This window comes from Segatella salivae DSM 15606 (assembly GCF_000185845.1).
Lineage (GTDB): Bacteria > Bacteroidota > Bacteroidia > Bacteroidales > Bacteroidaceae > Prevotella > Prevotella salivae.
Genome location: NZ_GL629647.1, coordinates 2,527,374 through 2,540,188 on the forward strand (window position 1 = coordinate 2,527,374; position 12,815 = coordinate 2,540,188).

At 41.2% G+C, this 12,815-nt stretch carries 11 protein-coding genes; 7 read left to right on the plus strand and 4 right to left on the minus strand.

The window, feature by feature from the left end; genetic code table 11:
- The first annotated feature begins 578 nt into the window (after positions 1–578).
- Both HMPREF9420_RS09945 and HMPREF9420_RS09950 read left to right on the plus strand, forming a co-directional pair.
- Complete coding sequence (locus HMPREF9420_RS09945; protein ID WP_007135534.1) at positions 579–791, plus strand: heavy-metal-associated domain-containing protein; 213 nt, start codon at positions 579–581, stop codon at positions 789–791.
- Between the two features lie 11 nt (positions 792–802).
- Entirely contained in the window at positions 803–2,722 is a 1,920-nt protein-coding gene (locus tag HMPREF9420_RS09950; protein WP_007135535.1) for a heavy metal translocating P-type ATPase, read from the plus strand.
- An 84-nt stretch (positions 2,723–2,806) separates the two neighbouring features.
- Here HMPREF9420_RS09950 and HMPREF9420_RS09955 read toward each other — a convergent pair whose 3' ends face one another.
- Positions 2,807–3,583, minus strand: coding sequence for a hypothetical protein (locus tag HMPREF9420_RS09955; RefSeq protein WP_007135536.1), 777 nt, complete (start codon positions 3,581–3,583; stop codon positions 2,807–2,809).
- A gap of 161 nt (positions 3,584–3,744) precedes the next feature.
- On the opposite strand from HMPREF9420_RS09955, the gene HMPREF9420_RS09960 reads away from it, so the two are divergent.
- Both HMPREF9420_RS09960 and HMPREF9420_RS09965 read left to right on the plus strand, forming a co-directional pair.
- Positions 3,745–4,356 carry a hypothetical protein gene (locus HMPREF9420_RS09960; protein WP_007135537.1) on the plus strand — a complete coding sequence of 204 codons (612 nt, stop codon included), beginning with the start codon at positions 3,745–3,747 and terminating at the stop codon, positions 4,354–4,356.
- Positions 4,353–5,156: a tetratricopeptide repeat protein gene (locus tag HMPREF9420_RS09965; RefSeq protein ID WP_007135538.1), complete on the plus strand. Its 804-nt coding sequence runs from the start codon at positions 4,353–4,355 to the stop codon at positions 5,154–5,156. The genes HMPREF9420_RS09960 and HMPREF9420_RS09965 overlap by 4 nt, the downstream gene beginning before the upstream one ends.
- A gap of 231 nt (positions 5,157–5,387) precedes the next feature.
- Here the strand turns inward: HMPREF9420_RS09965 and udk are convergent, their stop codons facing one another.
- The 3 genes from udk to HMPREF9420_RS09980 all read right to left on the minus strand — a co-directional run bounded on the left by udk (position 5,388) and on the right by HMPREF9420_RS09980 (position 7,738).
- Positions 5,388–6,023, minus strand: a complete 636-nt coding sequence (gene udk / locus HMPREF9420_RS09970) for a uridine kinase (protein ID WP_007135539.1) — start codon at positions 6,021–6,023, stop codon at positions 5,388–5,390.
- Positions 6,024–6,086: 63 nt separating this feature from the next.
- Complete coding sequence (locus HMPREF9420_RS09975) at positions 6,087–6,698, minus strand: uracil-DNA glycosylase family protein (protein WP_007135540.1); 612 nt, start codon at positions 6,696–6,698, stop codon at positions 6,087–6,089.
- A complete protein-coding gene (locus tag HMPREF9420_RS09980) occupies positions 6,695–7,738 on the minus strand; it encodes an endonuclease/exonuclease/phosphatase family protein (protein WP_044079222.1) in 1,044 nt (347 codons plus the stop codon). The genes HMPREF9420_RS09975 and HMPREF9420_RS09980 overlap by 4 nt, the downstream gene beginning before the upstream one ends.
- A gap of 189 nt (positions 7,739–7,927) precedes the next feature.
- Between HMPREF9420_RS09980 and HMPREF9420_RS09985 the strand changes: the two genes are divergently transcribed.
- Genes HMPREF9420_RS09985 through HMPREF9420_RS09995 form a run of 3 tightly spaced genes read left to right on the plus strand, consistent with a single transcriptional unit; the run spans position 7,928 to position 12,719 of the window.
- Entirely contained in the window at positions 7,928–10,459 is a 2,532-nt protein-coding gene (locus HMPREF9420_RS09985; protein ID WP_007135542.1) for a TonB-dependent receptor, read from the plus strand.
- 20 nt (positions 10,460–10,479) lie between these two features.
- A complete protein-coding gene (locus HMPREF9420_RS09990; protein WP_044079223.1) occupies positions 10,480–11,319 on the plus strand; it encodes a DUF5689 domain-containing protein in 840 nt (279 codons plus the stop codon).
- A 35-nt stretch (positions 11,320–11,354) separates the two neighbouring features.
- Positions 11,355–12,719 carry a hypothetical protein gene (locus HMPREF9420_RS09995; protein WP_007135544.1) on the plus strand — a complete coding sequence of 455 codons (1,365 nt, stop codon included), beginning with the start codon at positions 11,355–11,357 and terminating at the stop codon, positions 12,717–12,719.
- Positions 12,720–12,815 lie beyond the last annotated feature (96 nt).

Here is a 12,815-nt window from a genome sequence, read left to right on the forward strand (position 1 = left end):
CATTTAATCTGTGATATTGTAAAGATTATATCCTTATTTTTAACACTTTATGAAGCCACCAAATAGCGTTTGGAATGTCGAAAAATAGTGTTTATTTGAAGGAAAAGTTGTAATTGTAGCATAAAGTTAGGCGTTTTGTCTCGTCATTTGATGCAGTTTGTGATGCCAAATGACTGAATCGGCCTTGTGATTTGACTACTTTTATGTTGCAATCTTAATGGAATCACCATGTGTTTTAACGTGATTTTAAGCTCTTTTTCCTGTGTTTTTATATAACTGTTTGATTGATAACGAATTGTAAAGTGTGGTTTTTTGAGCCTTATTTCGTGTGAGATGATAGTTCGTTTAGAATAAGCTCGTAATTTGAAAGCAATTGTAAAGATAAATCATAACTATCAGCTTAGTTTTTATTTTCAGTTTGTGAGTCACTTTGTTTGCTTCATTTTCGCCCCTTGTTCAGTAGGTGTGGTGCTGTTGTTTTCCATATATTTGTAACATTCTTCCAAGATTATGTAACACGATAGCTTGTTTTTTATCGTATCTTTGCATTCGAACAAAACAATTAAAACAATAAGATTATGACAACAAAGACATTTAATGTAAACGGAATGAAGTGCATGCACTGCAAAGCAAACGTAGAAAACGCAATACAATCTCTTGATGGAGTACAATGTGCTTTGGCTGATATTGAGGCCAAAAATGTTAAGGTTGATTACGACGAAAGCCGTGTAAAGGATGCTGATCTCAAGGCTGCGGTTGAGGGAGCAGGCCATTATGAACTGCAGATTTAATTCATTTGCTGATGAAAAAAACAATTCCTGTCGTTGGCATGGCATGCTCGGCATGCTCTGCTAACGTAGAAAAGAAACTCTGTTCTTTAGCAGGTGTGAACTCCGCTTCGGTCTCATTGCCGGGGCGTTCGGCGCTTGTTGACTTCAATCCTGACGTCATTTCACTTGATAAAATGAAGCAAGAGATCAACAATATAGGCTATGATCTTGTTATTGAAGCAGACAGAAGTGTGGATGAAATAGAGCGACGCGCGTATCGTTTACTGCGTCGTAAGGCTCTGCTTTCATGGGTTTTTGCCCTCCTTGTGATGGCAATCTCGATGCATTGGATTGTGATTGGAGGTCGCAATATGGCTAATCAAGTGTCGTTGTTACTGGCACTTGCCAACATGATTTATTGTGGAAAGTCGTTCTATGTCACGGCATTTAAGCAGCTGAAACATGCCACAGCGAACATGGATTCGCTTGTAGCGATGTCGACAGGGATAAGCTTTCTCTTTAGTGTTTTCAATACTTTCTGGGGCGAAAGCGTGTGGGGTAGTCGCGGAATAGAGTGGCATACCTATTATGATGCAAGTGTAATGATCATCACGTTTGTGCTTACTGGTAGGCTATTGGAAGAGAAAGCGAAAGATTCAACGGCTTCTTCCATTCGCCAACTGATGGGGCTTCAGCCCAAGACAGCACACATTGTGCAAGATGGAAAGATAGAAGAAGTGCCCATTTCAACCATAGAAAAGGGTGATATTCTTGAGGTTCGAGCTGGTGATAAGATTCCCGTTGACGGCGAAGTAGTGTCTGCTGAGAGTTTCATGAAAGCCAATGCAGCCTATGTAGACGAAAGTATGATCACGGGAGAACCTACACCTTCGGAGAAGATTCAAGGCAGTAGGGTACTTGCTGGCACGATACCTAACCAAGGAAAACTACGCATGCGAGCTCTTCAAATAGGTGAAAACACGGCGTTAGCACACATCATTCAGATGGTTCAAGAGGCACAAAACAGTAAGGCACCAGTACAGAGAATAATCGATAAACTGGCTTTAATCTTCGTGCCAGTTGTAATGGGTGTGTCGGTTGTTACCTTCTTCTTATGGTGGATTCTCGGTGGAAATGCAGCCTTGCCCCATGCCATTTTATCAGCTATAGCCGTATTAGTTATTGCCTGTCCATGCGCAATGGGGCTCGCAACGCCTACCGCTTTGATGGTCGGAATAGGTAAAGCGGCGCAGGAAAAAGTGTTGATTAAGGACGCAACGGCTTTGGAACGGATGCGTAAAGTCAATGCAATGGTAATAGATAAGACCGGTACTTTGACGATTCCTAATAAGGATATTGACTTCACAAAAGCCGATAATCTGCCGCTCGAAGCACGCGAAACATTGAAGCCTTACGCTCAAAAGGCAATGCAAGAACTACAAGATGATGGCGTGGAAATATACATGATGAGTGGTGATAAGGAAGAAGCCGCACGATATTGGGCTTCAAAAGCCGGTATAAAACATTATAAAAGTAAGGTACTTCCACAGGATAAAGAGAACCTCGTTCGTAAGCTTCAACGTCAAGGAATGACTGTAGCCATGGTGGGAGATGGCATTAATGACACACAAGCTTTGGCTCTTTCGGACGTCAGTATTGCTATTGGTCGCGGCACAGATGTAGCCATGGATGTGGCTCAAGTGACATTAATGGGCGACGACTTAAGGGCTATTCCTAAGGCCATTCAATTGAGTAGACGCACTGTTTCTATGATAAAACAGAACCTGTTTTGGGCCTTTATATACAACGTTGTGTGTATACCTATGGCCGCAGGTGCATTATATCTCTTTGGAATTAGCTTTCAAATAACGCCTATGTGGGCCAGTGCTTTGATGGCATTCTCAAGTGTTAGTGTCGTATTGAATAGCTTAAGACTGAAGTTTATGGCTTAAGTGATGACCTAAAAGGAAAAGCGTAGAAGAGTCCTTTCATGGATTTCATCTACGCTTTTCTTTTATTTTGTGGTACAAACTCTATCAATATCGTGGAGTAGGATAGTTGTATTGGTCGAAATATTGTAGGCCTTGGTTGTGATACCACACGCCTTCCACGTTGAGTTGGATACTGAATTTGGGATTAAAGTTATATTTTACAGCAGCTCCAATGACGTCCGCTCCGGGCATACCTATGCCAGATGACATCGGATAATACATGCCGAAGCGTCCTGGAAAGCCATATCCCATGTAACCATATCGGTTATAATAGCGGCCATAATTACTGGCAATACTCTTTTGTCCGTATACCCATGCCTCCCAATGTTCATTGAAACGATAGCCAAGAGCAGCGTAAAGAGCTCCATCCCGATAAGAGTCTCCGCCCCAATTCATGTTTTGTAAGTAGCCACCTGCAGCCAACCAAAGCTTCTGATCTTTGCTAATGGGGGCAAGATAAGTGGCACTTAGGCGCTGAGCAAGACCGCCGTGATGGGGTAGATTCTTACCAAATGTGGCGAAAGCAGATAGATCTACGGAGACATTTAGCCCTTTATGGAGTCCCCAACCATAATCATATAGATAAGGTGTAAGCACACTTGGTGCGACAACTTCATTTTGTTTGTCTTGCAAAAGCTCTGGTCTTATCGACTCACCTGTATAGACAACCTTTGATGTATCGGTATATATTGTGTCACCAGGAAGTAGCCATCCCTTGCGAGGAGCATCGAAACTATGAAGTGGTCCCTCATGAATCTGCGTCTGTGCCTGGGCAGATAGCACGCAGATTAGCGCGATTATAATGACATATATTCTTTTCATTGCGACAAAGATAGCAAATGAAAGCAGAATGAAAGCACTTAGTTAGTTTTTTTTATTATAACATTTTTAAAAATAACGGCTATCCTTAAATAAACTGAAATAATTTTGTTGTTATTCTGATTTGCCATAAATTTGTGATAAATAACCAAAGAAGAGAGCTTATGAAAAAGAAGAATCTTGTGCTGATGACACTGGCTTTGTTGATTGTTTCCTTGCCAATGAATGCACAAAAAAATAGAAACAAACAGCAGCAATCATTCGTAAAGAAAGTTACTTCGATATGGAATAAGGCAAAAAAGCAGGTGAGTGACACGGGAAAAGATATCGGAGAGAAGATTGGTATCAATGAAATTTCATCGAAACAAAAGGATGTTGACTTAGTGGAAGTAGACGGAAAGAAGTATATGCCGATATATAATTTCGACTTGTTTATGAGTGGTCATGCCGCCGATGATGCCGAATTGGTGCGTCTTTCGCGTGAGGCTTTCACGAAAAGATACCCAAATGCCAAAATCCTTTATGCTGTTGTACCCCAAAAAGATTGGTTAAACACGGTGTTAAAAAACGGAGATAGTGTTGTAGGATACCGCAGAGAAGCCTATTGTTTCATAGTAGCTAAGGATGGTTCTGACGGCTATCTTAATGCCCGTTTCCTTTTTTCGGCAGACCGAAAAGTGGGTGGTGAGTATATGAAAAATAACAGTTGGCCACGTTGGGAGCGTACGGATGTTCTCCCAAATCAAGTTTATGACAAGCTGATTCAACAACAATGAACTTCTTAAAAAAGCTGTTTCGAGGGAATACAACGCCTGAAGAGGAGGTACAAAAACAAGGAGATGTGCCCGATTTTGAGGCGTTAAAGCGTGATGGTTTGCGTGCGCTTAACGAACGAAATCCGTCAGAAGCCGTAGAGCTCTTGCGCCAAGCGTTACAGATTCAGAATGACTTTGAGGTGAGATTTGCCCTCTCTAATGCGCTCGTTGGTTGCAATCAGTTGGCTAAAGCCTATGAAGAATTGCAGAAACTTGCCGAGATTCAACCCGGTAATATCAATGTTTTTATTCGCATGGCTGAGGTAGCTTGCGAGATGAAAAACTACACCGCAATGGGTGAAGCATGTGAACGTGGCAAATTGTTGGATAAGGATAATGTGGAGATTAATCTGCTTTATGCCCGTGCCTGCTTAGGCGTTGACGATTCAGTCAATGCGTTAGCCATGCTGACAAAAACGATTTTGCTGAATGAAAACTATACAGAGGCATATCAACTTCGTGGAGAATTGCTCCTGAAAATGGGCGATTTAGATGGTGCTGAGGCTGATGTGGAGTGGGTGTTAAACCATAAAATCACGCTATCGGATGCCTTATTGTTGAAAGCTCGCATAGAAAACGCGCGGCAACATCATGCGAATGCCCTTGAATTTTATAATCAATTTATTGCACAAAATGCCTTAAATAGTGATGTGCTTCGGGAGCGAAGTGCCGTCAAACAGGCTTTAGGCGACCAACAAGGGGCTGCAGATGATTTGAAGCAGGCTGATGAATTAGACGCAGAAGAGCAACAAGTGGTTTAGTTGAGAAGGGCAATCTATCCTATAAAATCGTTTTGATGACACATTCATTTGCCTCATTTCATCGTGTAAAATGGGTGTAATGATTGCGTGTTTCCATAGGAATTGCGCGCCAATTTGACGCAGATTGTTTTATGAAGGCTTAGCCTTTGGTAAACACTCTGATAGTCAATGGGTTATATAATATGTTGGAACGTCTTATGTTTCCCTGTAAAAGGAAGCGCGAGAAGGTGCTTATTCTTTCGGAACAAGCCCTTCGATATAGTTGCAAAGGATATTAATTCCCTTAATATTCTCACCACCTTGAGGGATGATTAGGTCTGCATAACGCTTTGTTGGCTCAATGAATTGCTCGTGCATTGGCTTCAAAACTTCGAGATATCTGTCTACAACCATCGACACAGTACGGCCTCTATCAATGGTATCTCGTTGGATATTGCGAATCAATCGCTCATCAGGATCAGCGTCAACAAATATCTTTAAGTCCATCAAGTCACGGAGTTTCTTGTTTAAAAGCGTCATGATTCCTTCGATAATGATAACTGGTTTGGGGTCGACATGAATTGTTTCGGGGAGTCGGTTGCATTGAATATAGCTGTAAGTGGGCTGTTCAATGGCCTTGCCATTACGCAAATCATTCACTTGTTTGTGCAGAAGTTTCCAGTCAAACGCATCGGGATGGTCGAAGTTTATAGCGTGTCTTTCCTCTTCTGTCATATGAGATGTGTCGTTATAATAGGAATCTAATGGCACAACGGCTACGTAGTGAGGAGGCAAAGCCTCTACAATCTTCTTCACAACGGTAGTCTTTCCGCTTCCAGTTCCACCGGCGATGCCGATGATAGTAATCTTGTTTAATTCACAATTCATAATCAGTTATTTATAGTTATGCTTCGATTCATTCGCCTTTTCGGTGGCAATAGAAGCGGGTTTTTATAGTTCTTCGAACATCTTTTGATAGTATTCAGCTTTCTTTTCCAATTTCATGGGGTAGGCACGACTACTGCTTGGCATGCGATATAGTTTCAGTTTACGTCCTTCAAAGGTGAATTCTGTATACTCACCCATCTTTGGAATAGCCTTTATTCCATAATGTTTTGTGAAGACTTCTGTTGCAAGTTGTCCGGCAGCCAGAATGCCCCTACACTCTGGTAAGGCGCGAAGCATGTCGTCAAGATTACTTGGTTCGACAATCTCAAGGTCCTTATCAGCGGCATTATTCTTAGTTCTTCTGATTCGAAGTGCCGTGTCAAAGATGGCAACATGCTTCTCTTTGAGAAGTGCTTTGATGGCTTCGACGTGGAAAGTCTTGTGTTCCTGGTCTACAAAGTGCATCTTGTCACCAAAGAATATGTATCCAAAGATGCGCCACATATCGTTTTGAAAGTTAGGATAATACCATTCCATGCACCATCGTTTGGGTGCAGGTGGGAAGGTACCTAATATTAATAGGTGGGCATCTTTAGGCAACCAAGGCTCGAAAGGATGTGTTTCTATTTCGAGATTCTCGGTTGTTGGCGTTGCTTTTTGATGCGTATTGCTCATTGTTGTTCTTTAATTAAATAGACGCATACAGGCAAGTGGTCGGAGAATCCGTCAAGCCATGCACCACCAGCTGAGGTTCGTTTCGGGCTACCTTTATATTGTCCTTCTTGCTGAAAGAGGTAAGGCATGCGCTGAATTTGGTTCTTCCAGAACTTCAGTGTAGTGTAGTTGCGTTCACCTTTCTTATTAATGAGGTTGGGAGTCATGATGATTTGGTCGAAGAGATTCCACGAACCACGATACATTAAGGTTCCCTTTCCTTGCTTCTTGAGTATGTTATACCATGGATTATACATGTCATTAGCCTCTACTTTCTCTACAGATTCCTTTGCAGATAGCGTCGAATGCATGCTCTTATCGGTAGGATCGTCGTTCATATCTCCCATGACAAACACCTTGATTTGAGGGTTAAGAGCAAGCAATGAGTCTTTAACGGCCTTGATTTGTGAAGCTCCCCATTCCCTATAAGAAGACCCGTTGTAGCGACTTGGCAAGTGACATACAACGAAAGCTACAGGCTCATTGGCCAGTGTTCCAGTGATAGTGAGGAAACCACGAGTGGCAAACGAGGTGTCTTGTTCAGCACTATTGCGATATGGAACAAGTCTTTGCGTCTCTAAATTAAATAGAGAAGGGTTGTAGATTAATGCACAGTCAATGCCTCGTTTGTCAGGGCCTTCGATATGACAGAATTGATAATTGCGTGCTTTTAGTTCGGGTTGAGCCGTTAGGTCCGTTAAAACCTTGTTGTGTTCAACCTCACTTAATCCTATTACTGCACAGCCAACATTGGGTAGAACATCGGTTCCCATGTCGGCAAGAGCACGTGCCATGTTGTGTAATTTGTGGCTATATTTGAGCCCATCCCAATGATATGAGCCTGTAGGAAGAAAGTCCTGATCATATTTTCCAGCGTCATGACAGGTGTCAAATAAGTTTTCTTGGTTGTAAAAACCAATCGCATAAACAGAGAATTTCTTTTGTGCAATAGAGGCAATACATACAAAGAGCATTGCCAATAAAATCAGTTGTCTTTTCATTTTTATACTTAAAACAGTGTTGTCCCAATTTGATATAGAGTTCATTTCATAGGAATTACCATTTGCAAAAGTACGCAAAATAATTCAAGTCGTGTGCTTTCAATAAAAAAAACAATGGAAAATACTCTTTACTTTAGAATTAATTTTGTTACTTTGCACGTAAAATTAATGTTTATTAAATAACTCTTTATGCAAAAACATCTCCCATTAGCACTGATGGTTCTTTGCTGTTCGACGACAATGTTCGCACAGAATACGACCTCTCAGCAGCCGAATAAGCCGACCGATGAGAACGTTTTTACTTTCACTGAAGCACAGTTGGGCGAGGATGATAACATGACTCAGAACGTCACTATCCTCAATTCAGCCACCAATGCGTATGCCAGCGAGGTCGGATATCTGTTTTCTCCCATGCGATTTCGTTATCGGGCATTCAATCAGAAGTATAATGAGATCTATATTAATGGTGCACCTGTCAATGATGTTGAACGCGGACAGTTCAGCTTTTCGTCTGTAGGTGGTCTCAATCAAGTAACTCGTAATGTAGACTTCTCACTTCCTTTTGAAAGCAACAACTATGGTATGACAGGCATGGCTGGTAGTAATAACTACAATTTCCGTAGTGGAAGTATGGCTGTTGGACATCGTTTCAGCTTGGCAGCAGCCAATCGTAACTACACACTTCGTAGCATGTATACCTATAATAGCGGCTTCAATGCAAAAGGATGGGCCTTTAGTGGTAACCTCACTTACCGCTGGGCAAATCGTGGTTACGTAGAAGGCACGTTCTATAATGCTTTGTCTTATTTCGTGGGTATACAGAAACTACTTGGTAACCACAGCCTTTCCTTTGCCACATGGGGCAATCCAACAGAGCGTGGAACGCAAGGAGCTGCGACGCAAGAAAGCTTTTGGCTCGCCAACAACTACCTCTATAATCCTTATTGGGGATATCAAAATGGAAAGCGAAGAAACTCTCGTGTTGTCACAGATTTTGCCCCTTCAGCTCTCCTTACGTGGGATTGGACCATTAATAATAAGTCAAAACTGACAACAACTCTACTTGGAAAGTACAGCACTTACAAAAGCACCAAGCTCAATTATAATAATGCAGACAATCCACAACCAGATTATTATAAAGTGTTACCCAGTAACTTTTACGACGTATGGGGTAACATATCACGTTTCCAAACGCCACAAGCTTTGGCCGATTGGAAGACAGCTTACGAGTGGCTTTCAAGCAGTAAGGCTCACCGTCAGATAGATTGGGATCGCTTGTATGAAGCTAACCGTGGTGCAAGTGCACAGGGAGCAGATGCTATGTACTATGTACAAGCACGTCATAACAATAATCTTTATCTGACATTGGCTTCTACTTTAACGAAGAATCTGACAGAAAAGAGCACCTGGAATCTTGGTTTCAATGTAGCTGGAAATAAGGGTTTTCATTATCAAACCATGGATGATATGCTGGGAGCAACGTCATTCCACAACGTAAATAACTATGCAATAGGTACGTTTGCAAAGAATTCAGATGCTGTTCAGTATGATCTTAATCATCCAAATGCACTTGTTGGCAAAGGCGATAAATTCGGTTATGATTATAATATCAATGTCCTTCGTACAAATCTCTGGACAAATTACGCCGAAACCTTTGGCATTTTACATTATAGTTTGGCTGCAAAAGTGGGCTATGATGGCATGAATAGAGATGGTAAAATGCGTAATGGCTTGTTTGCAAATAACTCATTTGGCAAGAGCAAAACAGCCAATTTCCTTTCTGGAGGCTTTAAGTTTGCGGGCTCAGTTGACATGAGTAATGGTAGTGTTTTGTCTCTTGGAGTGGGCTATGAAGCTAAGGCTCCCAATGCGTATGTAGCCTTTCAAGCTCCTGAAATGAATAATGATTTCGTGAAAGACCTAAAGAATGAGTTGATCTTTAGCAGCGAATTGAGTTATCAGTTCAGTACTTCTTGGTTGCATGCTAACTTGAGTGGTTACTATAGTCGCGTCAATAATGCGACCGAATGGACTTGTTTCTACTTCGATGATATTAATTCTTTCTCTTATAACTCACTCACTAAACTGGATAAAGTCTATTATGGTGTGGAGTTAGGAATGAAGTTTAAGCTCACCTCTTTCCTTGATTTAAAGGCTCTTGGCACGATAAGTGAGGCGAAGAATATAAGCAATGCACACGTTCGTTACCTTAATTCTACACAAGGAACTTATAATGATGACGAAGCCATTGTAAAGGGAATGCGAGAGAATGGCACTCCATTGACAGCAGCAAACCTTGGACTTAGCTTCCATCAGGCAGGCTGGTTTATAGACGTAAACGGTAATTATTACGACCGCATCTACTTGGGTTACTCACCTTATTACCGCTATGCATCTGCTCTGAAGGCTATAGGTGCGACCGATGCAAAGAGTAATTATATCGTCAGTCCACAGGATAAAGGTAAAGGAGGCTTTATGCTCGATGCAAGTATTGGTAAAAGTATTCGTTTGAAGAAAGGCACCTTGTCTTTTAACCTCATGGTAACAAACCTTTTGAACAACCAAAAGATTATCACAGGTGGATATGAACAGAGCCGCAGTGACTATTCTATCAAGACGGATGGTACAACAAGTGACCGCACATATCGCTTCTCAAAGAATCCTAAATTGTACCATGTTTATGGCACAAATGGAATGTTGCAGGTAGCTTATAGATTCTAATGATATTAAAAGAAGATAGTATGAATAAGATAAGTTTTATAGTATTGGCTCTGCTTTGCAGTGTTTTTACGAGCTGTATGAATGATGATTGGGACACTCCTAATACCGAACATACACGCGGAAACGCTGCAATTAAAGAGACAAATGTATTGACTATTGCACAATTTAAAGCCAAATATGCCAGTACGTTAGCCTCTGCTTATGGTTTTGTTCAAGTCACTGATGACGAGCAAATCAAAGCCGTTGTCACAGGGAATGATATAGAAGGTAATCTGTTTAGTCAGATTTCTCTCGACGATGGCACTGGAGCTATCATTATTGCTATTAGTGAAGGCGGCATTAATGGTTATCTTCCAGTTGGTACAGAGATACTCGTTAATCTCAAAGACCTATATATTGGTAACTACGGATACCAGCCACAGATAGGTACTCTCTATGAAAGTGCGAAGGGAGAAACCTCAGTTAGTCGTATGTCTCGTATGCGTTGGGATCAACATTTCACATATACTGGCCACAATAAAACTGTAACTCCTGTAGCGTTTGACCAGAGTAAGGTGGCTGATGCCGATTACTTAGCTGACAATTGCGGTAAGTTAATGACGTTGAAAGGCGTTTATTTCAAAGAAGGTGGTAAGAAAGATTATGCCAATAAAAAGGATGTTGTCAACAATAACAGCTGTGAACGTGCGCTGAAAGGCATCAATGCTAATAATCTTGTCGTACGAACAAGCACCTATGCAGACTTTGCTGCCGACACCTTACCTGTTAGTAAGGTGAATATTACGGGTGTTTTCACGCGCTATAACAATAAGTGGCAGGTGATCATTCGGTCGGCAAAAGATGTTGAATACGTACAATAAATAAAACAATAAGACTCAAAACTATACATTTAATTATGAAAAAGATTTTATATTCTTTATTTGCTTTGGCTGTGTCAGCCATGACTTTTGTAAGTTGTTCGGATGTTCCCGAGCCTTATGATAACCCAAATAATGGTAAGCAAACTACTAAACCAGAAGTTGTTGGCACGCCATCGGGTAGTGGAACTCAGGCTGAACCTTACAATGTTGCAGCTGCAATGCAACTCATTAAGGCTGCAAAGGCTGATGAAAATACAGCTCCTATGTACGTAAAGGGTACGATTGTAGAGATTAAGGACAATGGAAATAATAAGTTTGGCAATGCTACTTACTACATTGCTGATAGCAAAGATGCCACTCAAAAGCTTATGATTTTCCAAAGTTTATACTTGGGTAACAAGAAGTTTACTACTGGAACAGAACTTAAAGAGGGTGATGAAGTTGTTGTTTATGGCCCATTTGTGAACTATAAAGGCAACACTCCAGAGACTGCCGGCAAGGGTGCCACCTATATATATTCACTCAATGGCAAGACTGCAGGCAATACAACACCAGCTGTTTCCGATAATTCTGCAAGCAATCCTTATTCTGTTGACAAGGCCTTAGAACTCATTTCTACAGGAAAAGCAACTGAAAACGAGGTTTATGTAAAGGGAGTTATCACCAAAGTTGAATATTATAATACCAAGTTTAGCAGCCTCACCTATTATATATCTGACAATGGTCAGCCTGGAAAAGAGCTCCAAATCTTTAGCGGAAAGAGCTTTAATGGCGCTAAATTCAGTGGGAAGAGCGACCTGCAAGTAGGCCAAACTGTTGTTGTTCAGGGTGTGATTAAGGCATACACCAATAGTAAGACGGGTGCGGTTACTAATGAAATGGATAAGGAAAACAAGTTGGTTTCTGTTAATGGAAAGACTGAATTGCAGCCTGGAACGACGACAACGCCAGCCACTCCAGCTACAAATGGCAGCTTAAAGATTGATGGAACAACGGTTACTTTGACTAATTCTGCAGTTACAGCAGGCACAGAAACGGTGACACTTGACTTGAATGCAGCTAATCTTTCGGATAATCAGAAGGAGATGACTGTAACATTTAGCGATGGCTCAAAAGTTATTTTTGAAGGCAATGGCGAACAAAATGTTCCTGTGTTTATGAGTAAGAGTAAGGGCGTTCGTGTCTATAAGAACAATAAGATGACTTTTGAAGGCAAGAAAGCCATTGCAAAAATTGTCTTCACTTGCGACACTTACAAAGGTGAAAAATATGTAGGTAATGCAGAAGCAACCATTACTTTCGAAGGCAAGAAAGCTGTTTATACCAATGTTTTCAATGGAACCACAGGTGGAGGTGTACAGCTTCGTGTGCAAACTATAACCATAACTTACGCTAACTAAGGCTTCTAAAAAGCTTTAAATAATTTGGCAGGCTGCGAAGTTTTCATTAACTTTGCAGCCTGTTACATAGGAAAAGAATTATAAACTATAATATTA

Coding starts and splice junctions, on each gene's coding strand:
- HMPREF9420_RS09945 (WP_007135534.1), top strand. CDS start 579: ATGACAACAAAGACATTTAATGTAAACGGAATGAAGTGCATGCACTGC.
- HMPREF9420_RS09950 (WP_007135535.1), top strand. CDS start 803: ATGAAAAAAACAATTCCTGTCGTTGGCATGGCATGCTCGGCATGCTCT.
- HMPREF9420_RS09955 (WP_007135536.1), bottom strand. CDS start 3,583: ATGAAAAGAATATATGTCATTATAATCGCGCTAATCTGCGTGCTATCT.
- HMPREF9420_RS09960 (WP_007135537.1), top strand. CDS start 3,745: ATGAAAAAGAAGAATCTTGTGCTGATGACACTGGCTTTGTTGATTGTT.
- HMPREF9420_RS09965 (WP_007135538.1), top strand. CDS start 4,353: ATGAACTTCTTAAAAAAGCTGTTTCGAGGGAATACAACGCCTGAAGAG.
- udk (WP_007135539.1), bottom strand. CDS start 6,023: ATGAATTGTGAATTAAACAAGATTACTATCATCGGCATCGCCGGTGGA.
- HMPREF9420_RS09975 (WP_007135540.1), bottom strand. CDS start 6,698: ATGAGCAATACGCATCAAAAAGCAACGCCAACAACCGAGAATCTCGAA.
- HMPREF9420_RS09980 (WP_044079222.1), bottom strand. CDS start 7,738: ATGAAAAGACAACTGATTTTATTGGCAATGCTCTTTGTATGTATTGCC.
- HMPREF9420_RS09985 (WP_007135542.1), top strand. CDS start 7,928: ATGCAAAAACATCTCCCATTAGCACTGATGGTTCTTTGCTGTTCGACG.
- HMPREF9420_RS09990 (WP_044079223.1), top strand. CDS start 10,480: ATGAATAAGATAAGTTTTATAGTATTGGCTCTGCTTTGCAGTGTTTTT.
- HMPREF9420_RS09995 (WP_007135544.1), top strand. CDS start 11,355: ATGAAAAAGATTTTATATTCTTTATTTGCTTTGGCTGTGTCAGCCATG.